22 protein-coding genes and 1 pseudogene are annotated in these 23,664 nt (G+C 72.7%); 11 read left to right on the top strand and 12 right to left on the bottom strand.

The features are described 5' to 3' along the window. Nucleotides 1-28 precede the first annotated feature (28 nt). The gene (locus tag AR3_RS24280) at nucleotides 29-1,345 is read left to right on the top strand and encodes a DUF2252 domain-containing protein (RefSeq protein ID WP_067917173.1); all 1,317 of its coding nucleotides are present in this window, start codon (nucleotides 29-31) and stop codon (nucleotides 1,343-1,345) included. A 111-nt stretch (nucleotides 1,346-1,456) separates the two neighbouring features. On the opposite strand, the pseudogene AR3_RS32395 reads toward AR3_RS24280, so the two are convergent. Beyond that, nucleotides 1,457-1,639: pseudogene (locus AR3_RS32395) on the bottom strand (FHA domain-containing protein); the annotation flags it as partial. Nucleotides 1,640-1,814: 175 nt separating this feature from the next. Beyond that, nucleotides 1,815-3,032 carry a sensor histidine kinase gene (locus AR3_RS24275; protein ID WP_083951881.1) on the bottom strand — a complete coding sequence of 406 codons (1,218 nt, stop codon included), beginning with the start codon at nucleotides 3,030-3,032 and terminating at the stop codon, nucleotides 1,815-1,817. Between the two features lie 401 nt (nucleotides 3,033-3,433). On the opposite strand from AR3_RS24275, the gene kamD reads away from it, so the two are divergent. The 6 genes from kamD to AR3_RS24245 all read left to right on the top strand — a co-directional run bounded on the left by kamD (nucleotide 3,434) and on the right by AR3_RS24245 (nucleotide 9,950). Then, complete coding sequence (kamD, locus tag AR3_RS24270; RefSeq protein ID WP_067917169.1) at nucleotides 3,434-5,050, top strand: lysine 5,6-aminomutase subunit alpha; 1,617 nt, start codon at nucleotides 3,434-3,436, stop codon at nucleotides 5,048-5,050. Beyond that, on the top strand, nucleotides 5,047-5,862 hold the full coding sequence (gene kamE / locus AR3_RS24265) for a lysine 5,6-aminomutase subunit beta (protein ID WP_067917167.1): 816 nt from the start codon (nucleotides 5,047-5,049) through the stop codon (nucleotides 5,860-5,862). The genes kamD and kamE overlap by 4 nt, the downstream gene beginning before the upstream one ends. Next, complete coding sequence (gene kal / locus AR3_RS24260) at nucleotides 5,859-6,254, top strand: 3-aminobutyryl-CoA ammonia lyase (RefSeq protein WP_067917165.1); 396 nt, start codon at nucleotides 5,859-5,861, stop codon at nucleotides 6,252-6,254. Before kamE ends, kal begins: the two co-directional genes overlap by 4 nt. A gap of 664 nt (nucleotides 6,255-6,918) precedes the next feature. Next, complete coding sequence (lnt, locus tag AR3_RS24255) at nucleotides 6,919-8,523, top strand: apolipoprotein N-acyltransferase (RefSeq protein WP_067917163.1); 1,605 nt, start codon at nucleotides 6,919-6,921, stop codon at nucleotides 8,521-8,523. Nucleotides 8,524-8,528: 5 nt separating this feature from the next. Further along, complete coding sequence (locus tag AR3_RS24250) at nucleotides 8,529-9,275, top strand: polyprenol monophosphomannose synthase (protein WP_067917161.1); 747 nt, start codon at nucleotides 8,529-8,531, stop codon at nucleotides 9,273-9,275. Between the two features lie 132 nt (nucleotides 9,276-9,407). Further along, nucleotides 9,408-9,950 carry an FxsA family protein gene (locus AR3_RS24245; RefSeq protein WP_227023285.1) on the top strand — a complete coding sequence of 181 codons (543 nt, stop codon included), beginning with the start codon at nucleotides 9,408-9,410 and terminating at the stop codon, nucleotides 9,948-9,950. Nucleotides 9,951-10,052: 102 nt separating this feature from the next. On the opposite strand, the gene AR3_RS24240 is transcribed toward AR3_RS24245, so the two are convergent. Then, on the bottom strand, nucleotides 10,053-10,397 hold the full coding sequence (locus tag AR3_RS24240) for an RNA polymerase-binding protein RbpA (protein ID WP_067917179.1): 345 nt from the start codon (nucleotides 10,395-10,397) through the stop codon (nucleotides 10,053-10,055). Between the two features lie 833 nt (nucleotides 10,398-11,230). Then, on the bottom strand, nucleotides 11,231-11,884 hold the full coding sequence (locus tag AR3_RS24235; protein WP_390099431.1) for a ClpP family protease: 654 nt from the start codon (nucleotides 11,882-11,884) through the stop codon (nucleotides 11,231-11,233). Nucleotides 11,885-11,981: 97 nt separating this feature from the next. Here AR3_RS24235 and AR3_RS24230 point away from each other — a divergent pair, with 97 nt between their 5' ends. After that, nucleotides 11,982-12,296: a type II toxin-antitoxin system Phd/YefM family antitoxin gene (locus AR3_RS24230; protein WP_067917159.1), complete on the top strand. Its 315-nt coding sequence runs from the start codon at nucleotides 11,982-11,984 to the stop codon at nucleotides 12,294-12,296. Nucleotides 12,297-12,622: 326 nt separating this feature from the next. Here the strand turns inward: AR3_RS24230 and AR3_RS24225 are convergent, their stop codons facing one another. From AR3_RS24225 to AR3_RS24200, 6 genes are all read right to left on the bottom strand, one after another. Beyond that, on the bottom strand, nucleotides 12,623-13,459 hold the full coding sequence (locus tag AR3_RS24225; RefSeq protein WP_067917157.1) for a glycerophosphodiester phosphodiesterase family protein: 837 nt from the start codon (nucleotides 13,457-13,459) through the stop codon (nucleotides 12,623-12,625). Between the two features lie 66 nt (nucleotides 13,460-13,525). Further along, nucleotides 13,526-14,083, bottom strand: a complete 558-nt coding sequence (locus tag AR3_RS24220; protein WP_067917155.1) for a TrmH family RNA methyltransferase — start codon at nucleotides 14,081-14,083, stop codon at nucleotides 13,526-13,528. After that, on the bottom strand, nucleotides 14,083-14,697 hold the full coding sequence (locus AR3_RS24215; protein WP_067917153.1) for a class I SAM-dependent methyltransferase: 615 nt from the start codon (nucleotides 14,695-14,697) through the stop codon (nucleotides 14,083-14,085). Before AR3_RS24215 ends, AR3_RS24220 begins: the two co-directional genes overlap by 1 nt. Nucleotides 14,698-14,784: 87 nt before the next feature. Continuing rightward, nucleotides 14,785-15,735, bottom strand: a complete 951-nt coding sequence (locus tag AR3_RS24210; RefSeq protein ID WP_067917151.1) for a VWA domain-containing protein — start codon at nucleotides 15,733-15,735, stop codon at nucleotides 14,785-14,787. After that, complete coding sequence (locus AR3_RS24205; protein ID WP_083951879.1) at nucleotides 15,732-16,823, bottom strand: DUF58 domain-containing protein; 1,092 nt, start codon at nucleotides 16,821-16,823, stop codon at nucleotides 15,732-15,734. The genes AR3_RS24210 and AR3_RS24205 overlap by 4 nt, the downstream gene beginning before the upstream one ends. After that, nucleotides 16,820-17,830: an AAA family ATPase gene (locus tag AR3_RS24200; protein ID WP_083951877.1), complete on the bottom strand. Its 1,011-nt coding sequence runs from the start codon at nucleotides 17,828-17,830 to the stop codon at nucleotides 16,820-16,822. Before AR3_RS24200 ends, AR3_RS24205 begins: the two co-directional genes overlap by 4 nt. A gap of 151 nt (nucleotides 17,831-17,981) precedes the next feature. Here AR3_RS24200 and AR3_RS24195 point away from each other — a divergent pair, with 151 nt between their 5' ends. Further along, nucleotides 17,982-18,782, top strand: a complete 801-nt coding sequence (locus AR3_RS24195; protein WP_067917147.1) for a hypothetical protein — start codon at nucleotides 17,982-17,984, stop codon at nucleotides 18,780-18,782. Nucleotides 18,783-18,830: 48 nt separating this feature from the next. Here the strand turns inward: AR3_RS24195 and AR3_RS24190 are convergent, their stop codons facing one another. Continuing rightward, nucleotides 18,831-19,661: a tyrosine-protein phosphatase gene (locus AR3_RS24190; RefSeq protein WP_067917145.1), complete on the bottom strand. Its 831-nt coding sequence runs from the start codon at nucleotides 19,659-19,661 to the stop codon at nucleotides 18,831-18,833. A gap of 406 nt (nucleotides 19,662-20,067) precedes the next feature. On the opposite strand from AR3_RS24190, the gene AR3_RS24185 reads away from it, so the two are divergent. Further along, the gene (locus tag AR3_RS24185; protein WP_067917142.1) at nucleotides 20,068-21,126 is read left to right on the top strand and encodes a fatty acid desaturase family protein; all 1,059 of its coding nucleotides are present in this window, start codon (nucleotides 20,068-20,070) and stop codon (nucleotides 21,124-21,126) included. A 96-nt stretch (nucleotides 21,127-21,222) separates the two neighbouring features. Further along, a complete protein-coding gene (locus AR3_RS24180) occupies nucleotides 21,223-22,044 on the top strand; it encodes an Fpg/Nei family DNA glycosylase (RefSeq protein ID WP_067917140.1) in 822 nt (273 codons plus the stop codon). A 25-nt stretch (nucleotides 22,045-22,069) separates the two neighbouring features. Here the strand turns inward: AR3_RS24180 and AR3_RS24175 are convergent, their stop codons facing one another. Then, nucleotides 22,070-23,317, bottom strand: coding sequence for an isochorismate synthase (locus tag AR3_RS24175; protein WP_067917138.1), 1,248 nt, complete (start codon nucleotides 23,315-23,317; stop codon nucleotides 22,070-22,072). Nucleotides 23,318-23,664: the final 347 nt, after the last annotated feature.

Here is a 23,664-nt window from a genome sequence, read left to right as displayed (position 1 = left end):
GGGGAGCATCACCCGGGCTCTGCGGGCCATGGCGCCCGAGGAGCGGCAGCGGCAGATCGTCGACGTCCTGGTCGACGCCTTCTCGGACCTGATGGAGCGCAGCCCCGCCGAATTCCGCCGCCGGTTCCGGAAGATGGCCGCCGACCCGTTCGCGTTCTACCGGGGCAGCGCCTGCCTGTTCTACGCCGACATCGTGCACGACGACGACCCGTGGGCGGACGAGCGCACCAGCCGGGTGTGGATCCAGGGCGACCTGCACGCGCAGAACTTCGGCACCTACATGAACGACGACGGGGTCTTCGTCTTCGACGTCAACGACTTCGACGAGGCCTACGTCGGGCACTTCACCTGGGACATCAAGCGGCTGGTGGCGAGCGTGGCGCTGCTGGCGTGGAGCAAGGCCGTCTCCGACGCCGACATCCACCGGATGATCGAGACGTACGTGCGGGCCTACGTCGACCAGGTGCGCCGCTTCGCCGCGGACGGCGACGACCAGGGCTTCGCGCTGACGCTCGACAACACCGACGGGTACGTCCGGCAGGTGTTGATCTCGGCGCTGTCGTCCACCCGCATCGGCCTGCTGGAGGAGCGGACGGTCGTCGAGCGGCACGAGCGGCGGTTCCGGCTCGGGCCGGGGGTGCGGCGGCTGGACGACGAGGAGCGCGCCAAGGTCGAGCGGGCCTACGAGCAGTACCTGCACACCATCCCCGAGAACAAGCGGTTCGGCAGCCTGACCTACCGGGTCAAGGACATCGTCGGCGCCTCGGGCTTCGGCATCGGCTCGGCCGGGCTGTCGGCCTACAACGTGCTGGTGGAGGGGCGCAGCCAGGCCCTGGAGAACGACGTCATCCTGTCGGTGAAGCAGGGCAACGTCGCCGCGCCGAGCAGGGTGGTGCACGACGAGCGCATCCGCGGCTATTTCAAGCACCACGGGCACCGCACGGCGGTGTCGCGGCGGGCGCTGCAGGCCAACACCGACCCGTGGCTGGGCTACACGGAGATCGACGGCGTGGGCTACGTGGTGCAGGAGCTGTCGCCCTACGAGGAGGACCTGGACTGGTCGGGGCTGACCGAGCCGGAGGAGATGCTGCCGCTGCTGGACGACCTGGGCCGCGCCACCGCCAAGATCCACTGCGTGTCCGACACCGACTCCGACCACACGCTGGTGGACTTCCGGGTGGAGGAGGCCATCGACAAGGCGATCGGCGCGGACGAGTCGGCGTTCGTCGAGGCCATGATCGAGTTCGGGACGGAGTACGCGGCGGTGGTGCGCGACGACCACCGGCTGTTCGTCGACGCGTTCCGCTCCCGTCAAGGCCGGCTGGGGGCGATCTTGGGGCGGTGACCCCGAGGAGCACGGACGCTCCGGTTCCCCTGGGGCCCGGTCGTCCGCGACGCACTCGACGGGCCGCGCGGCTCGAGGCGGCGGGGCGGGCACCCCGACTCCGGAACCGATCTCGTCACCGGGCCGCAGCCGCGCCGGTCCGGTCAGCCGCCGGCCGTTGACGCGGGTGCCGTTCATCGATCCCAGGTCGGAGATCATCCAGCCGTCCTCGGTCCGGTAGATCTCGGCGTGGAACCGCGAGACGGTGAGGTCGGTGAGGATGGACTGGCATCCCGGAGCCCGGCCGACGAGCACGCGGGTGAGCCCGTTGCCCGGCGGCGTGAACCGCGGCGAACCGGAAGCACCGGCGGCCGCCCGCAGCGGGTTGAGAGCGGAGGGGAGGGCAGCGCCCCTGCCGCCGGATCGGTCGGCTCATCGGCCGATGGGCCTCCTCGCCGGTGATCGGCGCCGGCCGCCGGCGGACGGACGGTCAGTCGTCGGCGCGTTCGGACGACGGCTGCCGCGGCAGGCGGCACACCATGCGGGTCCCGACGGGGTGGTCGGCGATGTGGAGGGTGCCGCCGTGGACGTTGGCGATCTCCCGGGCGATCGGCAGGCCCAGGCCGGTGCCCCGGGGGTCGCTGCGGCGGGCGTTGCCGCGGCGGTAGAAGCGGCGGAAGACCGCTTCGCGTTCCTCGGGCGGGATCCCGGGGCCGTCGTCGATGACCTCCAGGACGGCCTGGGCGCCGTCGGCGGCGACCGACACCTCGATGCTGGTGCGGGCGTGGCGTTCGGCGTTGGTCATCAGGTTGCTGAGCAGGCGGGCCAGGCGGATGGGGGAGCCCTGCACGACGACGCCCGGTTCCAGGCGGGTGGCGACCGCGACGGCGGGCCTGCGCAGGGCCAGTTCGGCCTGCACCACGCTCGCCAGGTCGACCGGCTCGGTGGAGACCGGCACGCCCGCGTCGAGCTGGGCGAGCTCCAGCAGGTCGGCGACGATGCCGCCGAGCCGCTCGGCGTCGTGGCGCGCCGCGTGCAGGATCTGGCGCAGGTCGGCGTCGGGGTCGGACAGGGCCGTCTCCAGCCGGGTCAGCAGTCCGGTGATCGGCGCCCGCAGGTCGTGGGAGGTGTCGCTGATGGCCTGGCGCTGCTGCTCCACCGCCTGCCGCAGCCGGTCGACGGTCCGTCGCTCCTCGAGCCGGGCCTGGCGCAGCCGTTCGTTGACCTGCTGGAGCTCCCGGGCCCGCGCGAAGATCTCGGCTTCCAACGTCTGCACGTGGCGGGTGTCGCACGACTCTTCGGCGCCGTGCAGCCGCTCCACGAACGGGGTCACGTTCTCGACCCGGACGACGACGGCGACGACCTCGCCGTCCGGTCCCAGGAGCGGCGCGTTCACCGAGTTCCAGTAGTGCTCCTCGAACTCTCCGGGCCGCCCGGGCCGCTCGATGTCGTAGCGGTGCACCGCCAGCACGTCGACGTCGCGGTCGGCCACCACCCGGGCCAGGGAGGCGCGCAGCTTTTCGGCTCCTGAGTCGGAGGGGCCGCCGGGGAACAGGTCGAAGACGCATCGGCCGAGCAGCGCGTCGCGGCGCCGCCCCACCTCGCGCTCGAAGGCGCCGTTCACCGCCAGGTACTCCCAGCGCGTCGAGAGCACGGCCGTCGGGACCGGGGAAGCTTCGAACACCTGTGCGAAATCTATCTCGGCCATCGCTGGACACCGATTCGTGGCGACAGGAGACGGCGTCACGTCTCTTCGCGGGTCTATCGACGGGCGCCGGATGGCGTCTGGGCAGACCTCCCCCGCTGAGGTGACTCAAAACACCGTGCCTGGAACTCGATGACCGCCGAGGCGCCGATCCCGAGGGCAACGTCAGCATGCCCCCCGCCGCGTGCGGGGCGCGGCAGGGTGATGTGATCAAGTCCGTGCTTGTCTCGGGCGGCGGCGGGCACAGACGATCACGGCGGCGCCTCGGCGGCGCGCGCCGCCGGATCCGCGGTCGCGGACCGCGCATGGCAAAGAGGTTCTTGCGCGAGTAGGGCTGTATGCCGGAGGATCTCCCGTGAAGAAACCCTTGAGACGGATGATTGTCGGTGGATCGGAGGACGGCAATGACGCCGCAGCCTAAGCTCGATCTCGATCCGGAGGTGGTGCGCACGGCCCGGCGGCTGGCCGCGCGCGCCGCCGAGCCGATCATCGAGATGGCCCGGACCCATACCACGGTGTCGGTGGAGCGGGCGCTGCTGCGGCTGGCCGGGCTCGCGGGCGCCGACGCCGACGGCCGTCCGTGGGTCAACCACCTGGCCGACGCCGTCCGCGACCAGGTCGGCCTGGAGCACGGGGTGGCCCTGCCGGTCTGGGACGCGCTGCTGACCGGCCCGTACCCGTCGTTGACCGAGCTGGCCCAGGACGCCGCCCGCGGCCGGGTCCGGTTCCGCCTGCCCGCCGGCGACGACGCGGAGGCCGCCCGCGCCGCGGCCCGCGCGGCCGCCCGCGCCGGCATCGACCGCATCGACCGCCGCCGCGCCGAACGCGACCGGATGCTGCGCGAGGTCGGCGACCCGCCGCACCCGTGGATCTACCTGATCGTCGCCACCGGCGACATCTACGAGGACATCCCGCAGGCGCAGGCCGCCGCCCGCGAGGGCGCCGACGTCGTGGCGGTGATCCGCTCGACGGGGCAGTCGCTGCTGGACTTCGTGCCCGAGGGCGCCACCCGCGAGGGCTACGCCGGCACCTACGCCACGCAGGAGAACTTCCGGCTGATGCGGGCGGCGCTCGACGACGTGTCGCGGGAACTGGGCCGGTACGTGCGGCTGACCAACTACGCCTCCGGCCTGTGCATGCCGGAGATCGCGACGCTGGCCGGGCTGGAACGCCTGGACATGATGCTCAACGACTGCATGTACGGCATCATCTTCCGCGACATCAACCCCCGCCGCACCTTCATCGACCAGCGGTTCTCCCGGCAGATCCACGCCCGCGCCGGCATCGTGATCAACACGGGCGAGGACAACTACCTCACCACCGCCGACGCGGTCGACGCCGCGCACACCGTGATCGTCAGCCAGCTGCTCAACGAGCGGTTCGGGCACGAGGCGGGCCTGACCGACGCCCAGCTCGGCCTCGGCCACGCCTTCGAGATCGACCCGTCGCTGCCCGGCTCGTTCCGCCTGGAGCTCGCGCACGCCCAGCTGGTCCGCGAGCTGTTCCCGAACGCGCCGCTGAAGTACATGCCGCCCACCAAGCACATGACCGGCAACATCTTCGCCGGCTACCTGCTGGACGCCTTCTTCAACCTGGCCGGGATGATGACCGGCCAGTCCATCATCCTCATCGGCATGATGACGGAGGGCATCCACACCCCGTGGCTGTCGGACCGCGACCTGGCGCTGGAGAACGTGCGGTACGTCCGCAACGCCTGCGGCGACCTGGCCGAGGACTTCGTCCCGCGCCCCGACGGGTTCATCGCCCAGCGGGCGCGGCGCGTGCTGGCCGAATCGGTCGAGCTGCTGGAGCGCATCGCCGACGACGGACTGCTCAACGCCATCGCCGACGGCACGTTCGGCGTGACGCGCCGTCCCCCGGACGGCGGCAAGGGCCTGGACGGCGTGGTGGAACGCGCCGACGGCTACTTCAACCCCGCCATCGAGATCCTCGACGACGAGGACCCGCACGCGGCCGCGACCGACGAGGCCGCGCACGCGCAGGAGGAGGTGCCCGCATGACGGCGACCGCTCCCGGCTCCACCGCCGCCCACACCCCGGAGCAGGCCGACACCCGGCAGATCATCCGCCCCTACGGCGACACGACCGGCGACGGGATGGTGCAACTGTCGTTCACCCTGCCCGTGCCGGCCGGCAAGCGCGCCGAGGCCGCCGCGCTGCAGCTGGCCGAGAAGATGGGCCTGGACCCGGCCAGCGTGGTGCACTCCAAGGCGATGGGCCCCGACTTCACGTTCTTCATCGTCTACGGACGGGTCAACCATCTGATCGACTACGCGGGCATCCCCGCCCCGCCCGAACGCGAATACCCGCTGCTGACCGCCCAGGAGGTCAACCTGGCGATCCGGTCGGCGCTGGGCCGCCGCCTCGTGGTGGTCGGCGCCTGCATCGGCACCGACGCCCACACCGTCGGCATCGACGCGATCCTCAACGTCAAGGGCTTCGCGGGGGAGAAGGGCCTGGAGTACTACCGCGAGATCCACGTGGTGAACATGGGCGCCCAGGTCAGCGTGGAGGAGCTGGTGGCGCGGGCCAAGGCCGAGAACGCCGACGCCGTCCTGGTGTCGCAGGTCGTCACCCAGCGCAACGCCCACCTGCACAACACCAAGCAGATGGCCGCCGCCTTCCACGCCGAATACCCCACCGCCGTGGGACCGGGCATGGGACGCCCCCTGCTGGTGGTGGGCGGCCCCCGCTTCGACACCGTCACCGCCGACGAGCTGGGGGTGGACCGCATCTTCGGCAAGGGCACCACCCCGTCGGAGGTCGCCAGCTACCTCGTCCACGTCCTGCTGCCGAGAAAGGCCGCCCAGTGAGCGATCCACGCGTAGGACTCACCGTCACCCACCGCCGCTACGTCCCCTACGGGCACGCCCACTACGCCGGAAACCTGGTGGACGGCGCGTACGTCCTGGCGATGTTCGGGGACGTGGCCACCGAGGTGTGCATCCGCACCGACGGCGACGAGGGCCTGTTCGCCTCCTACTCCGACGTCCAGTTCCGCGCGCCCGTGCGGGCCGGGGACGTGCTGGAGGCCACCGCCACCGTCACCCGCGTCGGCAACCGCAGCCGCACCTTGGACTTCGAGGCGCGCGTGGTGTGCCGCGGCCGGCCCGACAAGGGCGAGTCGGCCGCCGAGGTGCTCGACGAGCCGATCGTCGCGGTCACCGCCACCGGCACCGTCGTCGTCCCCCCGCCGCGGGGGTGACCGGAGCCGGATGGCGGCGTCCGCGACGGGGCGCGGCGCGGGCCTGATCCGCGGAATCCGGCATCGAGCGACGGACCGGACGGGCGGCACGATCTCCCCCCACTCGCGATCATGGCGTTGAGCTGGGATGACACGGAATCGTCGCAGCGCACGAGGCGGTTGACACAGCTCGCGAAGCCGGTAGTTTGGCACCAGTCCAGCACGGGACTCACCGATCGGCCGCTCGGAGGCGCCACCGGACACCGCGCCACGACGGGGACGAGCGCGGATCGCGCACGCGCGTCGCCTCCCGTCCCGAGCCAGGTGCGTTGCCCGGGGCCGCGCCCGGCGGGGCCGCCCGATCGGTCGGGGGCTTGGACCCGGGAAGGGCCCGGACATCCACTAGAAAACGGAGCGTGCGTTCTCACCGCCTGTGGGACGACTCCGGCCCGAGGGATGTCGCGGGCCCTCCTCCGTGCTCGGCCCCGCACGCCCGGATTCCCCGCCCATCCCTTGCGCGTCCCGAACCCCGCGCACCCTTCCAACCGCCGCGGACCGGCTGAAAAACCGCATGTCAGCCCCTACTCGGGACGTTCCAGGCACAAAGGGGACCGCCCAGGTCGCCACCGGTCCGGCGGCCCGGTACCGTTCCGGCCAGGGGAACGCAAGGACTGAGGAGCGGGCGGTGGCGCAGGACACTCTCCCGGAACGGACGGCGGCCGCGTCCGGCACGGCCCAGGCCGCGCGTCCGGGCCGCCTGGCCGGGCTGCGCCGCGGCGGCCGGGCCGGCTGGCCCCGCCTCCTGCTGGCGGTCACCGGGGGCCTCGCCCTGTGGTCGGCGTTCCCGCCCATCGACCTGACGCCCCTGGCGCCCGTCGGCGTCGCCCTGCTCGCCCTGGCGCTGCGCGGGCTGCCCGCCCGCACCGGCGCCTGGCTGGGATTCGTCGCCGGCGCCGCGTTCTTCGTCCCGGTGCTGGAGGGCATCGCCAAGGTCGGCCCCGACGGGTGGATCGTGCTCAGCCTGATCCAGGCCCTCTACTGGGTCCCGATGGGCGCGGGCATCGCCCTCGTCTCCCGCCTGCCCGGCTGGCCGGTGTGGATCGCCGCGGTGTGGGTGGCCCAGGAGGCGCTGCGCGGGCGCGTCCCGTTCGGCGGCTTCCCCTGGGCGCGGCTGGCGTTCAGCCAGACCGCCTCCCCGTTCACCCCGTGGGCGGCGGTCGGCGGCGCGCCGCTGGTGAGCTTCCTCACCGCCCTCGCCGGCGCGCTTGCCGCCTACGCCGTCGTCGCGGTCGCCCGGACGCCCCGCCGCCCCCGGGACGCCGCCCGGCCCGTGAGCGTCGCGCTGGCGGGGCTCGTCGCCGTCGTCGGCGGCGCCTTCCTGATCCCGACGCCCGCGGACGGCAAGCCCGTCACCGTCGCCGTCATCCAGGGCAACGTGCCCCGGCTCGGCCTGGACTTCCTCGGGCAGCGCAAGGCCGTCCTGAACAACCACGTCCGCCGCACGCACGAACTGGCCGCCCGCGTCCGCGAGGGCCGGCTGCCCCGCCCCGAACTGGTGGTGTGGCCGGAGAACGCCAGCGACCTGGACCCGTTCGCCGAGCCCGACGCCTACGCGGCCATCGACGCCGCCGTGAAGGACATCGGCGTGCCGGTGCTCGTCGGCGCCCTGGTCGACACCCCCGACGGGCGGCAGGTCGAAAACCGCGGCATCGTCTGGGACCCCCGCACCGGTCCCGGCGACTACTACGTCAAGCGGCACCCCGTCCCGTTCGGGGAGTACCTGCCGTTCCGGCCGCTGCTCACCAAGCTGATCAGCCGGTTCGAACGCATCCCCCGCGACTTCGCCAAGGGCACCCGCTCCGGCGTCATGCGGCTCGGACCGACCACGATCGGCGACGTCATCTGCTTCGAGGTCGCCTACGACAAGGAGGTCCGCGACGTGTCCGCGGGCTCCCTGCTGGTCGTGCAGACCAACAACGCCACCTATGGCCGCACCAGCCTGCCGCCGCAGCAGATCGCGATGTCCCGGCTGCGGGCGGTCGAGCACGGCCGTACGATCTTGGTCGCGGCGACGAGCGGCATCAGCGCGATCGTCGCCCCGGACGGCCGGATGGTCTACCGGTCGCGGGAGTTCGTCCCCGACATGCACGTCGCCGCGGTGCCGGCGCGCACGTCGCGGACGGTGGCCGACCGCCTGGGCGCCGCCCCCGAATGGGCGCTGGTGCTCGCGGCCGTGGGGGCGGTCGTGGCGGCCGCCGCAACAACCGCCAGAGGAAACGAGGGGAACTGACACCGATGGAGATCCCAGCCGAGCTCGGCCGGGTGCTGGTCATCGTGCCCACCTACAACGAGCGCGACAACATCGAGCGCCTGGTCGGCCGGGTCCGCGAGGCCGTTCCGTCGGTGGACGTCCTGGTGGTCGACGACAACAGCCCCGACGGCACCGGCAAGGTCGCCGACGCCATGGCCGCGGCCGACGAGCAGATCAACGTGCTGCACCGCACCGCCAAGAACGGCCTGGGCGCCGCCTACATCGCCGGATTCCGCTGGGCCCTCGACCGCGGCTACGACGTCATGGTCGAAATGGACGCCGACGGCTCCCACCAGCCCGAGGAGCTGCCCCGCCTGCTCGACGCCCTCACCGACGCCGACCTGGTGATCGGCGCCCGGTGGGTGCCAGGCGGCCGGGTCCGCAACTGGCCGCTGCGCCGCGAGGTGCTCTCCCGCGGCGCCAACACCTACGCCCGCCTCATGCTCGGCGTGCCGCTGCACGACTCCACCGGCGGCTACCGCGCCTTCCGCGCCGCCACCCTGGAGAAGATCGGCCTGGACGACGTCGACTCGCGGGGATATGTGTTCCAGATCGACCTGGCGCTGCGGGCGCTGCGCGAGGGGCTGCGGGTCGTGGAGGTCCCCATCACCTTCGTCGAGCGCACCCACGGCGCCAGCAAGATGAACCGCGACATCATGGTCGAGGCCATGTGGCGGATCACCCAGTGGGGCGCGCGCGAACGCCTGGGCAAGCTCCGCCGACCCCGCTGACGCCGCCCCAGGGCCTCGCGGCTCCGTTCGAGGACCTCGAGGGCGAAACCCCGAGGCCGCGAGTGGAAACGTTCGCCGCCGCCCTGGCGTTGACACAGCAGAAGGGCCGACCGCCTAGGTGAAGATGGAGCAATGCTGCCGCTCGTACTGGTTCTGGCGTTCCTGCTGATGCCGATCCTGGAGATCGTCCTGGTCGTCCAGGTCGGACAGGCGATCGGCCCCTGGTGGACGGTCGGGCTGCTGGCGGCCGGCGGCCTGCTGGGCGGCTGGATCGTCCGCCGCGAGGGACGGCGCGCCTGGCGGGACCTGCAGGAGATCCTCGGCCGCGGCCGCGCGCCCGGCCGGGAACCCGCCGACACCGCGCTGGTCCTGCTCGGCGGAATGCTGCTGCTCCTGCCCGGATTCGCCACCGACCTGGTCGGTCTGGCGTTCGTGCTCCCGTTCACGCGTCCCCTGGTGCGGCGGCTGCTCGGCGCCTATGTGGCCCGCCGCGTCCACGCCGCGGGCGTGTACCCGCCGGGCATGGGGGACCCCCTGGGCCGCTTCGCCGTCCGCGACCCCTTCGGCGCGGCCGACGCGACCGCGACGCCCCGCGGAACGGTGGTCCGGGGAGAGGTCATCAAGGACGACGACGGCGGCGGCAGCGGAGAAGTCGACGTCCGCGGCACGCGCTGATACGCGGACGGCAGGGGCGAGACCGTTGATGAACGCCGTGCCGGGAGCGGGTCCGTGCCGTCCGGGAGCGACGGCACGGACCGCATCCGAGCCGGAGCGGGGTCAGGCGGACTTCTTGCGGCTGGCCCGCAGGATCGCCAGACGCTCCGCCAAGACCTCCTCGAGATCCTCCACCGTGCGGCGCTCCATGAGCATGTCCCAGTGGGTGCGCGGCGGCTTGCCCTTCTTCGTCTGGGGCGCTTCACCGTCGACGCGCAGTGCGGTCGCGCCGCAGTTGCGGCATTCCCAGGTCATCGGCACTTCGGCCTCGGCCGCGAGCGTCACGGTGAACCGGTGGCCCCGGGAGCAGGTGTAGTCCACCTCCTGGCGGGGAGCCAGATCGGTGTTCCGATCGTTCTCGTAGCTCGTCGCTCCGAGTCGGGTGCCGCGAAGTGCGCGCTCGGCCATCGTCACGTGCCTCCCAGACGGCTTGCGGTCTCGTCCTGACCAACGCAGCTGACCGTCTCAAGATTCCCGTCGTCGGGCCGTTCCAACCCTGCTGTTTACGGCTCGCCGGACCGCCTGCCAGAAATGTTCGACCCGGCGAACCTCATCCCGGGACGCAGGGAACTGCGGTTGCCCGGGGGTGGCCGACCAGCCGCATTCAGCGCCTGAGCGTCGGTTCAGCACCGCTGACCATCGATGTCCGCCGCCACTTGAGCCATGACCGCGACCAGTGGCGGGCCAGGGAGCACCGTCACCTACCCGCCGTAACCGCGTGATCTTCCGCGCCTGGCCCTTCGGTCCGGTGACCGCGCCCCTGAACACCCCGATCACCGGCCAGTGCGCCAGATCCGCGCCCTCGCGGCCACCCGACACCCCTCGCGGTTGTCACGTCGCCGTCACCGCGTAGGCCACGCAGGTAGCCCTCCTCTCAAGGCCGGCCGGCCTCTGTCCGGGCCCCACAGCGGCTCCGACACCCTCGTGGCAGCAGCACCCCATCACGTCACGGATTGCGCCGGAGTCGGGGCGGGCCCTGGCGGACGGGTGGCGAGCCGGGTGAGCTTGGCATGGCCGCGTGGCGGGCACCGCTGGGGGGCACCGACGCAGGTAGTCCTCCCCTCCAAGGCGTCCCCAGCAGCGCTGTGAGGCAGCCCTCCGTTGCGTTGCTAAGGGAACCGAGCCCTACGAGCGGCTGCTCAACGGCCGTTGTGGAGGCTCAACTGCGTAGAGCCGTCCCGAGGGTGCGGTGGGCGCACAAGAGGAGCGCGTACATGGCTCTCAGCCCGTGGAGGGGGCCCTCAGGTCCCCACCTGGTCGGTGCTGTCGACGACGTGATCGACGAACCCGTACTCGCGGGCCTGCTCGGCGGTGAACCAGCGGTCCCGGTCGGAGTCGGCCTGGATGCGCTCCAGCGGCTGCCCGGTGTGCCGGGCGTGCAGCTCGGCCAGGCTCCGCTTCAGGTACAGCGACTGCTCGGCCTGGATCTTGATGTCGGAGGCGGTGCCGCCGATGCCGCCGTGCGGCTGGTGCATCATCACCCGGGCGTGCCGCAGCGCGTAGCGCTTGCCGGGGGCGCCGGCGCACAGCAGCGTCTGCGCCATGGACGCGGCCAAGCCCAGCGCGACGGTGGCCACGTCGTTGGGCACGAACTGCATCATGTCGTAGATCGCCATTCCGGCGTCGACCACGCCGCCGGGGGAGTTGATGTAGACGGTGATGTCCCGGTGCGGGTCCTGCGCGGCCAGCAGCAGAAGCTGCGCGCAGACCCGGTTGGCCAGGTCGTCGTCGATCTCTTGCCCGACGAACAGGATCCGCTGGTCGAGCAGCCGCTGGAACAGCTGCTCCTGCCCCAGCAGCCGCGGCACGTCCACCGCCGTCTGACTGCGCCCCATGTACGTCGGGGGCCCGTCCGGCCGCTCCCCGTCCGTCCCCCAGCCGAGCCGTGCGCGCATCGACCCTCCAAGATCATCTGTACATTCTGTACGTAATGTGCTGAGCGTACATTCCGGCGGGGGAGGGGGCCAGCGAAGTTCGCCGTAAGATGAACACGTGGAGAAGCCGGTGACGCAGGCACGCGCGGAGTTCGCCGACCTGGTGAACCGGGTCGCCTACTCCGGGGAGCGGATCGCGCTCACCCGGCGGGGGAAGGTCATGGCGGCCCTGGTGTCCGCCGAGGACCTCGAACTGCTGGAGAGCCTGAAGGAGGGGCGGCTCCACCTCATCCAGAGCGGCTCGTCCGTGGTGGAGGAACGGCAGGAGCCGCAGTCGGCGCCGGCGCCGCAGCCCCGCCCCGACGCGTTCCGCATCGCGGCCCAGTACCGCCCGCCGAGCGGTCCGCCGCGTCGTCCCGGGTTCAGTCGCTGAGGATGCGCTCTGCTCGGCTCCGCCCTCGAGCGCACCGGTAGCCCCGGGAACGTCCCAGAGGACGTGCGAATGGGGAGGCTTGCGGAAGCCCTTCGACGACGGGCCGGGGGCCGCTCGAGCAGGGTGGTGGCGAGTGCTGTCCGGGTGTCCGGCCGGGCGAGCGGGGCTTTTCGGGGAGCGGCTTGACTCCAATCTGGTGAGCCCTGGGTCGCTGAGGGGCGCCCGCAGATCCACGTGGCCGCCGCCCGGGACGGGTCATCAGAACGCCCGAAAGCGCGTCAACGGCCATGGAACGGCCGCGGCGGGCCTCGCCGTCGGTTCGTCGTTCAGCTCGCCGGGCTGACGTCGCGGCGCGCCCCGGTCCGCCCGTGCCGGTGGGGGCGCCAGAGGCCGCGGGCGGTCATGACGTCGCGCAGGGCGATCAGGTCGTCGGTCATGATGCCGTCGACGCCGAGGTCGAGCAGCCGATGCATCTCGACGGGGTCGTTGACGGTCCAGGCGTGCACCTGCAGCCCCAGCTCGTGCGCCTGGGCGACGAACGACTCGGTGACGAACGGGACCGGGCCCAGGCCGTAGGGCACCTGGGCGCACGCGATGCCGGTGGCGGCCAGGCGGACCAGTTTGGCGGCGGGGCCCCCGTAGGACTTGGCGCGCAGCGCCATGACGCCGCGGGGGCCGAGCGACATGCACACGTCCTTGTCGGTGAACAGGGGCAGGCGGGCGCGCAGCTGGGCCAGCCGCCGGGTGGAGAACGAGGTGATGCAGACCCGGTCCCACGCCTTGGTGCGGTGCAGGGTGCGGGCGAGGGGGTCGATGACGGGGGCGTCCTTGAGGTCGATGTTGAACCGGGCTTCGGGGAAGGAGCCGAGCAGGTCCTCCAGGCGGGGGATGGGTTCGGTGCCGTGGATGCGGGCCTTGGCGACCTCGGAGTAGGGGAGGCGGGCGATGGCGCCGCGGCGGTCGGTGACCCGGTCCAGGGTGCGGTCGTGGAACGCCACGACGACGCCGTCGGCGGTGGCGTGCGCGTCGGTCTCCAGGTAGCGGTAGCCGAGGTCGACCGCGCGCTGGAAGGCGGCCATGGAGTTCTCCGGGCGGTCGGCGGCCCCGCCGCGGTGCGCGAACGGGATGGGGCCGTCGTGGTCCAGGAATGCGTAGCGCCGCACGTCCCGATTATGGCCGTCCCGACCGCCCGTACGCGATCTTCCTCGTTTGGGTGTCGCCTTACTTTGTCAAGGTCCGGGGTGGTTCGCCCACTCGCGGCGGCGCGCCTCGGCCAGAGCGATGGCGGTGGCGACGGCGACGTTGAGGGAGCCGACTCGGCCGATCTGGGGGATGTAGGCGACGGCGTCCGCGGCGGCCAGCAGGGCGGGGGAGCAGCCGTGGTCCTCGCCGCCGACGGCCAGGCACACGTCGCCGTCCAGCGGCGCCTCGTGCAGCGGCCGGGCGTCGCCGGTGAGCTCGATCGCGATCAGGCGCAGGCCCGCCTCGCGCACGGCGGCCGCGGCCTGCGCGGCGGTGCCCGCGTGCTCCCAGGGGACGAAGCGCTCGCTGCCCAGGGCGGTCTTGCCGACGCCCCGGTGGTCGGGGGTGGTGGCGTTGCCGGCCAGCCACAGGTGCTCGACGCCGAAGGCGGCGGCGGTGCGCAGGATGGAGCCGATGTTGAACGGCTGGGTGACCGACTCGACCAGCAGCCCCAGGCGCGCGTCGGTGCGGCGGCGCCAGTCGCGGTTGAGGCGTTTGACGTCGGTGGGGCGCAGCTGCCGGCGGGCGGACTGCGGCTTGCTCATCAGGCTCGACCTTCCTGCGTTCGGGCGGACACGGCCAGCACCCGGTAGGCGGCGCGGGAGGCGATCCGCTCGGTGGGGAAGCCCTGGTCGACGAGCCAGCGCTGCAGGGAGTCCGAGCCCAGGTGCTTTTGGACGACCAGGTGGGCGCGGCCGCCGGGGGTGAGGCGGGGCAGCCAGGCGAGCAGCAGCTCGTGCAGGGCCTTCTTGCCGATGCGGATCGGCGGATTCGACCAGATCGCGGCGAAGCGGAGCCCGGGGTCGATCTCCTCCGCCGAGCAGAACCTTACATTGTCAAGGCCCGCGGTCGAGGCGTTCTCCTCAGCCAAAGCCAAAGCCCTGCGATTCACGTCCACCCCCCAGACCATCGCCTGAGGGGAACGGCGCGCCAGGGTGAGGGCGATGGGGCCGTAGCCGCACCCCAGGTCCAGCAGGTCGCCGGTGGGAGGGGGAGAGGGCGCGGTTTCCAGCAGGATGCGCGTGCCCGGGTCGACGCGGTCGGGTGAGAACATGCCGCGGTCTGTCTGCAGCCGCAGGTGCAGGTCGGGCAGGACGAGATCGACGGTGCGGCGACGGCTGGCCGCCTCGGGCCGCGAGGCGAAGTAGTGCTCCCCCACGTGGGCCGACCGTACCAGTGCGTTGGGTCCGTCGGCGCGCCGGGCGTCCCGGCCGGGCGGCGGAGGGACGGCGCGGCGGGCCGCCGGTCACGGCAGGCGGTTGAACCAGACCAGGGACGCGCCGCCGGCGGCCAGCGCGAAGAGCAGGGCCAAGCCGGTGAAGCGGGCCGAGACGTCGCGGTGCTCGATCTTCCAGCCGAGCGAGCTGCCGATGTTGGCGTACACGTCGGAGAGCTGGTCGGCGTCGGCGGCCTCGTACGGTTTGCCCTCGGTGCCCTCGGCGAGCATGCGCAGGGTCTCCTTGTTGACCGAGACGCTGGTGGTCTCGCCTTCGATGTCGACGGTGCCGTAGGGGGTGCCGAAGGCGATGGTGGACACCGGGATGTGGGAGGCGCGGGCGGCGTCGACGGCCTCGGGGACCGAGCGGCCGGTGGTGTTGTCGCCGTCGGACAGCAGCACGATGTGGGCGGGCGGCGGGTCGCCCTGGCTGGCCTGGGCGTCGAAGGACCGGACGGCCTGCAGGGAGGTGAACACGGCCTCGCCGATGGCGGTGCGCTTGGCCATGACGAGCTGGTCGATGGAGGCGATGGCGGCCTGGCGGTCGGTGGACGGGGCGGCGACGAGGTTGGCGCTGCCGGCGAAGCCGACGACGCCGACGTTGAAGCGGGCCGGCAGGTCGCGGATGAACTTCTTGGCCGCGGCCTTGGCCGCCTCGAAGCGGCTGGGGTTGACGTCGCGGGCCATCATCGACAGGGAGACGTCGATGGCGACCATGACGGTGGCGCGGTCGCGGGGGACCTTGACGCCGGTGGCGGGCCGGGCGAACCCGATCACCATCAGCAGGATCATGCTGAGGAACAGGGCGGCGGCGACGTGGCGGCGCCAGCCGGGGCGGCGCGGGGCGACCTGGCTGAGCAGGGCCAGGTTGGTGAAGCGGACGGTGTGGCGCCGGCGGCGCAGCTGCATGGCCGCGTAGGCGGCGGCCAGCAGCGGGATCAGGGTCAGCAGCCAGAGTCGTTCGGGCGACAGGAACGTCATGGGCGCACCCCCTTGGCGGCGACGGCGCGTCCGCGGGCGCGGCGTTGGCGCACCGCGAAGCGGGCGATGTCGGCGATCCAGTCGCGGTCGGTGCGGAGGACGAGGTGGTGGGCGCCGCAGCGGCGCAGGGCGTCGCGGGTGCGTTGCCGCTGGGCGGCGGCGGCTCGGGCGTAGCGTCGGCGGGTGCGGCGGTTGAGCACGATCTCGTGGACGGTTCCGGTCTCGGGGTCGGTCATCTCGACCAGGCCGACGTCGGGGAGGTCGAGTTCGCGGGGGTCGATGATCTCGACGGCGAGGACCTGGTGGCGGGCGGCGAGGCGGCGCAGGGGGCGTTCCCAGCGGGGGTGGGGGTGGTGCAGTGCGGGGTCGGTGGGGTCGAGGAAGTCGGAGACGATGACGCGCAGGCCGCGGCGGGTCTGGCCGCTGTGCAGGGCGGCGATGGCCTGGGCGAGGTCGGGGGTGGGGGTGTGGGGGTGGTCGTCGGCGGTGGGGATGGGGGTGTCGAGGACGGCCTGCAGGAGGGAGTACATGGCGGCCTTGCCGGTGCGGGCGGGCCAGCGGCGCAGGCCGCCGGGGCCGAGGAGGTAGGCGCCGACGCGGTCGCCGAGGCGGACGGTGAGGAAGCCGACGGCGGCGAGGGCGGCGACGGCGAGGTCGCGTTTGAGGAGGGTCGCGGTGCCGAACTGCATGCTGGGGCTGATGTCGGTGAGGGCCCAGACCTGCAGCTCGTGGTCGGCGATGAGGTCGCGGACGTGGGGGGTGGTGGTGCGGGCGGTGACGGCCCAGTCCATGTGGCGGACGTCGTCTTCGCCGGGCTGGTAGAGGCGGGCCTCGGCGAGTTCGGTGCCGGGGCCGGGGAGCAGGCCCATGTGCTCGCCGTTCAGCAGGCCGTCGAGGCGTCGGGTGACGGCGAGCTCGAGGCGCCGCAGGGTGCGTTCGGGGGCGAGTGCGGCGAGTTTGTCGGTGGGGCGCGGGCCGGCGGGGGCGTCGGCGGGCGGGTGGAAGGCGGGTTGCGGCCCGGGGGCAGGGTGGGGCGCCGGGGTGCCGGCGGCGTGGCCCGGGTGGTGGTGGGGCGGGGGCGCGGTCATGCGCTCACCGCGGCGCCGTGGTTCCAGACCACGCGGGGCGGCGGGACGGCGGTGAGGATCTGGGCGACGACTTCGGTGGGGTCGACGCCGTCGGCGAGGGCGTCGAAGGTGAGGACGATGCGGTGGGCCATGACGTCGCGGGCGACGGCGCGGACGTCGTCGGGCAGGACGTAGTCGCGTCCGTTGATGAGGGCGAGGGCTCGGGCGGCGGAGACCAGGCCGAGGGTGGCGCGGGGGCTGGCGCCGATCTCGATGACCTTGCGCAGGTCGGGGAGGCGGTACTGGTCGGGTTCGCGGGTCGCCATGACGAGGCGGACGATGTAGTCGGCGACCAGTTCGTGGACCGAGACGTCGGCGGCGGCGCGCTGCAGGGCGGTGAGCTGGTCGGGGGAGAGGATCTGGGCGGCCTCGGGCGGGTCGACGCTCATGCGCTGCAGGATCTGCAGTTCTTCGTGGGCGCCGGGGTAGCGGACGTCGATCTTCATGAGGAAGCGGTCGCGCTGGGCCTCGGGGAGGGGGTAGACGCCTTCGGATTCGATGGGGTTCTGGGTGGCCAGGACGATGAAGGGTTCGGGGAGGGGATAGGTGTTGCCGGCGAGGGAGACCTGGCGTTCGGCCATGACCTCCAGGAGGGCGGACTGGACCTTGGCGGGGGCGCGGTTGATCTCGTCGGCGAGGACGAAGTTGACGAAGACGGGGCCGAGTTCGACGTCGAACTGTTCGGTGGAGGGGTGGTAGATGCGGGTGCCGACGATGTCGGAGGGGACGAGGTCGGGGGTGAACTGGAGGCGGGCGAAGGTGCCGCCGACGACGCGGGCGAGGGTGGACACGGCGAGGGTCTTGGCGACGCCGGGGACGCCTTCCAGGAGGCAGTGGCCTTTGGCGAGGAGGGCGACGACCATGCGCTCGATCATGTGGTCCTGGCCGACGATGACCTTCTTGACCTCGGCGAGGGTCTGTTGAAGGAGGGTCGCGGCCTGGACGGCGTCCTGCGCGGCACTGGTCATGTTCGGCGTCCTCACTGTCCTCGGAAAGGGTATTCCCTCGGGGAGCGGCCGGGCGCTCTTTTCGACCCTACGCGATCACGTTTGCGGTGGTGTGCTGGACGTGCGGACGTGAGGGGGTTGGCGGCGGGTCTGGGTTGTTAGTCTGGCGGCCATGTCGAGGCCGCTGCCATCGGAGGATCCTGTTCAGCTGGGGCCGTTTCGGTTGTCGGCGCGGTTGACGGAGACGTCCGCCGGGATCGTGTATCTGGGGGTGGACGCCGAGGGGCGGCAGGCGAGTGTGGCGGTGTTGAACCGTGGTGCCGCGGGGGACGCCGCGGCGCGGGATCGTTTTCGTGCGGCGATCGAGGCGGCGTGGCCGCGGTCGGGTGTGGGTGCCGGTGCGGTCGGTGGGGCGGGGCGGTCTGACGGTGAGGCCGAGGGGGAGGATGCGGCGCCGGTTGTGGCGGCGCAGCCGGATGGGCCGACGCCGTGGGTGGCGACGCGGTATGACGCGGACCGTCCTGATCGTGTGGGGGCGGAGCGGTTTTTGGATTCGGTGTTGTTGCGGGGGGCTTTTCAGGGGCGGTGGAATGGGCGGCGTCGGGGGCCGCAGTTTCTGCCGTATTGGCTGGGTGCGAGGGAGCCGGCGGTGGCGTCGGGGCCGGTGCGGTTCGTGCCGGTGCCGGTGCGGTCGGATCGGGGGTTGATCGCGGCGCTGTTGACGTTGGCGGCGGTGTTGCTGCTTTTGGGGTTGTTGATGGTGGTGTTGTTCGCGTGTCAGCCGCGGGTGAGTGCGCCGCCGTCGCCTCCTCCGGAGCCGCCGTCGCCGTCGGTGTCGCCTCCGGTGGTGCCGCCGCCGCTGTCGCCGCGTCCGTCGCCGAGTCCTTCGTCGCCGTCTCCGTCCCCGTCGCCGTCGGGGCCGTCGTCGGGGCCGACCGATGGTGGTGAGGGTGAGGACGGCGGCCCGGTGTGATGCGGCCCGGGCCGACCGCGCAGCCCGGGCCTGCCGCCTCGTGGGATTTCAGGTGAGCAGGCGGGCGCGCAGTGCGGCGGTGTCGTCGTCGGTCCAGCCGTGCCGGGCGAGCCATTCGAGCGTTCCGCCGAACTGTTCGTCCACCCGCGCCAGGTATTTCTCCATGATCGAGGCGTGGGGCTGGTGGGTGTCGGCGGGGCGGGAGTCCAGGTCGGCGGCGTAGGTGTCGCTGGCGCGCAGGCGCGCCAGGATGGCCTCGAGGCGTTCGCCGGTCATCGCGTAGTCGGCGACGATGGCCTCTCGGGTCACTTGTGCGACTTCCAGTGCCAGGGCGCAGACGACGCCGGTGCGGTCCTTGCCGGCGGCGCAGTGCACCAGGGCGGCGCCGTCGCTGCGTGCGATGACGCGCAGCGCGGCGACGATCGAGTCCGCCCGGTCGCGCATGTAGCCGAGGTAGTGGGCGACGGAGCGTTCGTGCTCGGGGCCGGCCTCGTCGCGGTTCTGCCAGGGCAGCACTTTGTCCACGTCGATCTTGCCTGGTGCGTGGGGGGCTGCGTCGTCGGGGGTGTCGGCGGTGACGTCGGTGTACATGCCGCCTTCGGCGAACAGCGACAGGTGGTGCAGGCGGACTGAGGGCACCCGGGTCAGCGGTCCCGGTCCTTCCAGGCGGACTTCGGCTTCGCTGCGCAGGTCGATCACGTCTTTCAGGTGGTGGTCGTTCAGCAGGATCCGTATGTCGGCCTCGGAGAGGTCTTGGAGGTTGTCGGAGCGCAGCACCCGTCCCCGTCGTGTCTGGCGCCCGTCGAGCGTGGGGAGCCCGCCGAGGTCGCGGACGTTGACCGCACCTTCCAGTTCGATCCACCGAGTGCTCGCGTTCATGACTGTGGACCCTATATGTCGCGTGTGCTTCGGGTGGGGCTGAAGGGGGCGGAGGGTGCGGCGGTGTCGTTTTTTGGCGTGGGGGATACCTGAGGGGGAGGGTTTTCCTCCTTTTGCGAGGGGGGATCGCCACCGCCTCGTTAGGGAGGCGGGCAGGCGTGTGCGGCGTGTCGCCTGTGGGCGGGTCGCAGGGGGCCGGTGGTCGCCTCGTACGTGAGGTGCGGTCGTCCCGTCTGCCGCCGGTCTTGGGAGCCATGCCGCGGTTGGCTCTCTGGCGGGGCGACCGTTCGGCGGCCGCGCGCATAGCGTCCCGATCAGGTGATCAGCACTGCTGACGTCGCCGCACGGCCGGTGTCGCGGGGTGGCGTCGGCCGTGAGATGTCGACCGCGAACCCTCGGAGGATTCATGCCCTTCCCCCTGCCCGCCGCCGGTCCCGACGCCCCGGTCGGCGGCGGCGCCTCGGATGGCGCGGGCCGCAGCGATTTCGCGCCGCTGGCGCGGAAGGTCCGTGACAGCGGCCTGCTGGAGCGCCGCGCCGGCTATTACGCGCGGGAGATCGCCGTCACCCTCGGCGCGACCGCCTTGACGTGGGCGGCCGTGGGGTGGGCGGGGTCGTCGTGGTGGGTGGTGGCGCTGGCGGTGCCGATGGCGGTGCTGTCGGCTCGCACCGCGTTCCTCGGTCACGACGCCGGGCACCGGCAGATCGCTCGCACCGCTCGTGTGAACCGGTGGCTGGGCCTGCTGCTGGGCCCTTTGCTGCTGGGCATGAGCTACGGCTGGTGGAACGACAAGCACAACCGTCATCACGCCAACCCGAACCACGTCGGCAAGGACCCTGATGTCGGTGAGGGCGTGTTGGTGTGGACGGTCGAGCAGGCCCGGCGGCGTCGCGGCGTCTGGGCGTGGCTGGCCCGCCACCAGGCGCGGGCGTTCTTCCCGTTGCTGCTGTTGGAGGGGTTCAACCTGAAGGTCGGCAGTGCCGTGCATGTGTGCGGCCGCGGGCGTGAGGGGCGCGGGCGGTGGCTGGACGGGGTGCTGCTGGTCGCGCACGTGGTCGGGTATCTCGCGTTGGCGTTCGCTCTCATGACCCCTGGCAAGGCCGTGGTGTTCGTTCTGGTGCACCACGCGGTGTTCGGGGTGCACCTGGGGTGTGCGTTCGCCCCTAATCACAAGGGGATGGCCATGCCCGGCCCGGGAGAGCGGTGGGATCACCTGCGCCGGCAGGTGCTCACGTCGCGGAACGTGCGCGGCGGGGCTCTCACCGACTGGCTGCTGGGCGGGTTGAACTACCAGATCGAGCACCACTTGTTCCCCAGCGCGCCCCGTCCCAATCTGCGTCGTCTGCAGCCGCTCGTCCGCGCCCACTGCGCCCAGGTCGGCCTGCCTTACACCGAGACGGGGCTGATCGACTCTTATCGGCAGGCGCTGCGTCACATGCGGGAGGTCGGCGCCGCCCGCGGCTGACGCCCGCGCCGGCCGCCCTGCCGTTGGTGGGGCGGCGTCCGGAGGGGGCGGGTTCGGGCCCGGGGGAGATCAACTGGAGCCTATGCTGGGCCCGTCATGCCCGAAGGACACACCATTCACCGTTTGGCCGCCGAACATCGCGAACGGTTCGGCGGCCGCCCCGTGCGCGCCCACAGCCCCCAGGGGCGCTTCGCCGACGGCGCCCGCCTCATCGACGGCCACGTCCTCGAGCAGGCCGACGCCCACGGCAAGCACCTGCTGCTTCACTTCTCCCACGACCGCGTCTTGCACGTGCATCTGGGCATCTACGGCAGGTACACCTTCGGGCGTCTGCCCGCTCCCGACCCGGTCGGGCAGGTGCGGTTGCGGCTGATCGGCGACGGCGACCACGCCGACCTGCGCGGTCCCAACACCTGCGAGGTGCTCGACCTTCCCCAGGTGAAGCTGCTGCGGGACCGTCTGGGCCCCGACCCGCTGCGTTCCGACGCCGACCCCGACCGGGCCTGGCGCCGCATCTCCCGCAGCCGGGCGCCGATCGCGCAGCTGCTGATGGACCAGTCGGTGGTCGCCGGGCCGGGCAACATCTACCGCGCCGAGGTGCTGTTCCGTCAGAACGTGCACCCCGACCTGCCCGGACGTGCCCTTGACCGCCAGGTGTGGCAGGCGATGTGGGACGACCTGGTGCTGCTGATGCGCGAAGGCGTGCGGACCGGCCGTATCGACACCGTCCGCCCGGAGCACACGCCCGAGGCGATGGGGCGCCCGCCCCGCGTGGACGATCACGGCGGCGAGGTGTACGTGTACCGGCGCACCGGTCAGCCGTGCCTGATCTGCGGCACCGCCGTCCGCGCCCGCACCCTGGCGGGGCGCAACCTGTTCTGGTGCCCCACCTGCCAGCCCCCGGTTCCCGGGGTGTAGTGGAGGGTGAGGGGCGCGGGGACGTTCAGCCTTCTAGGGCGTACTGCATGACGCGGAACTTGCTCTGCGCCTCGGCCAGTTCGGCCTCCGGGTCGGAGTCGGCCACGATCCCGCACCCGGCGAACAGCCGCGCCCGCGTGCCGTCCAGTTGCGCGCACCGCAGCGCGATGCCCCACTCGCCGTCCCCGCGGGCGTCCACCCATCCCACCGGGCCCGCGTAGCGGCCGCGGTCCATGCCCTCCAGCCGCCCGATCAGCTCCAGGGCCCGGTCGGTGGGCGTCCCGCACACCGCGGGGGTGGGGTGCAGCGCCTCCACCACGTCCAGCACCGACCGCTCGTCGTGCAGGAGCCCCCGCACCGGCGACGCCAGGTGCAGCACGTTCGGCAGCGTCAGCACCTGCGGTTCGGACGGGACGGTCAGCTGCGCGCACAGCGGCGCCAGCGCCTCGCGCACCATCTGCGCGGCGTAGGAGTGCTCTTGGCGGTCTTTGGCCGAGGCCTGCAGGCGCGCGGCGCGTTCGGCGTCCTCGGCGGGCGTGGCGCCGCGTGCGGCGGTGCCCGCCAGCACCAGCGACTCGACCGCGTCGCCGGTCCGGCGGATGAGCAGCTCGGGCGTGGCGCCGACCAGCCCGCCGCAGGCGAAGGTGTAGCAGGCGGGGAAGCGTTCGGCCAGCCGCGCCAGCAGCACCCGCGCGTCGATCGGTTCGCTCGCCTGCGCGTACAGGTCGCGTGCCAGCACCACCTTGCCCAGCCGGCCGGCGCGGATGTGCTCCACAGCCGCGGCCACCGCACGCTGCCACGCGGGTGCGCTGAGCGCGCCGTCGCTCCAGCTGAGCTGGGACGGCGCCGCCGGCGGCTCGGCCAGCTCCATCGTGCGCGTCGCGGGCCCCGGGGCGTCGCCGATCGTGGTCAGCCACGCGCGTCCGCCGCGGCGCCCCACCACGTGGCGGGGCACGATCACCACCGAGTCGCCCGAGGCGGGGTCGAAGGCGAAACTGCCGAACGCCACCGGGCCCGACCCCGGAACGCCCAGCGGGTCGTCCACCCGCGCGCTGCCGAACAGCTCGTCCAGCAGGCCTTGCACGGCGGCGAACCGGCCGGGTCCCGCCGGGACGGTCAGCCGCGCCGCCTCCCCCCAGCCCACCAGGCCCTCGCCGTGCCGGACCCACGCCAGCGCGGACGAATGCGGAAGTCGACTGATCAAATCGCCCGGGTCGTCGATCTCGACGGTGCGCACGTCGAGCCGGTCCGGTGCGGTCACGGCGAGCTTCACGCGAGCCACTGTACGGCAGATTTGAACCCGTTCAAACCGCCGGGACCGATGGTCGTTTTGAGGCGTACGCCACATCACCGGAACCTGGACGCCCGGCGTGCAGCCGTTCACGCTGATCGCCGTGGCGGCGGGCTCACGTGGGGGCGGATCCGGGCGCGGCGGGTCGCCGTCTCGCCCCGATACGCGACCGCCCGCCCCGGACGGCGCCCGAGGGGCGGCCGGGGCGGGCGGTCGGCGGCAGGCCGCGGGACGGGTCGCCGCCCGATCGCCGGACGGCGGATCGTGCGGCGGACCTCGCGCGGCGGACGGGGATGCGGATCAGGCGGCGGTGTCGCGGCGGGTGCCCG

The organism is Actinomadura rubrobrunea NBRC 15275 (genome assembly GCF_001552235.1).
Lineage (GTDB): Bacteria > Actinomycetota > Actinomycetes > Streptosporangiales > Streptosporangiaceae > Spirillospora > Spirillospora viridilutea.
The sequence above is the reverse complement of the archived record's forward strand: the minus strand, read 5'-3'. Positions and strand labels throughout refer to the sequence as shown.

Excerpts from the sequence above, each read along its gene's own strand:
- AR3_RS24280 (WP_067917173.1), top strand. The coding sequence starts at position 29 with ATGGCGCCCGAGGAGCGGCAGCGGCAGATCGTCGACGTCCTGGTCGAC.
- AR3_RS24275 (WP_083951881.1), bottom strand. The coding sequence starts at position 3,032 with ATGGCCGAGATAGATTTCGCACAGGTGTTCGAAGCTTCCCCGGTCCCG.
- kamD (WP_067917169.1), top strand. The coding sequence starts at position 3,434 with ATGACGCCGCAGCCTAAGCTCGATCTCGATCCGGAGGTGGTGCGCACG.
- kamE (WP_067917167.1), top strand. The coding sequence starts at position 5,047 with ATGACGGCGACCGCTCCCGGCTCCACCGCCGCCCACACCCCGGAGCAG.
- AR3_RS24250 (WP_067917161.1), top strand. The coding sequence starts at position 8,529 with ATGGAGATCCCAGCCGAGCTCGGCCGGGTGCTGGTCATCGTGCCCACC.
- AR3_RS24245 (WP_227023285.1), top strand. The coding sequence starts at position 9,408 with ATGCTGCCGCTCGTACTGGTTCTGGCGTTCCTGCTGATGCCGATCCTG.
- AR3_RS24240 (WP_067917179.1), bottom strand. The coding sequence starts at position 10,397 with ATGGCCGAGCGCGCACTTCGCGGCACCCGACTCGGAGCGACGAGCTAC.
- AR3_RS24235 (WP_390099431.1), bottom strand. The coding sequence starts at position 11,884 with ATGCGCGCACGGCTCGGCTGGGGGACGGACGGGGAGCGGCCGGACGGG.
- AR3_RS24220 (WP_067917155.1), bottom strand. The coding sequence starts at position 14,083 with ATGAGCAAGCCGCAGTCCGCCCGCCGGCAGCTGCGCCCCACCGACGTC.
- AR3_RS24210 (WP_067917151.1), bottom strand. The coding sequence starts at position 15,735 with ATGACGTTCCTGTCGCCCGAACGACTCTGGCTGCTGACCCTGATCCCG.
- AR3_RS24205 (WP_083951879.1), bottom strand. The coding sequence starts at position 16,823 with ATGACCGCGCCCCCGCCCCACCACCACCCGGGCCACGCCGCCGGCACC.
- AR3_RS24200 (WP_083951877.1), bottom strand. The coding sequence starts at position 17,830 with ATGACCAGTGCCGCGCAGGACGCCGTCCAGGCCGCGACCCTCCTTCAA.
- AR3_RS24195 (WP_067917147.1), top strand. The coding sequence starts at position 17,982 with ATGTCGAGGCCGCTGCCATCGGAGGATCCTGTTCAGCTGGGGCCGTTT.
- AR3_RS24190 (WP_067917145.1), bottom strand. The coding sequence starts at position 19,661 with ATGAACGCGAGCACTCGGTGGATCGAACTGGAAGGTGCGGTCAACGTC.
- AR3_RS24185 (WP_067917142.1), top strand. The coding sequence starts at position 20,068 with ATGCCCTTCCCCCTGCCCGCCGCCGGTCCCGACGCCCCGGTCGGCGGC.
- AR3_RS24180 (WP_067917140.1), top strand. The coding sequence starts at position 21,223 with ATGCCCGAAGGACACACCATTCACCGTTTGGCCGCCGAACATCGCGAA.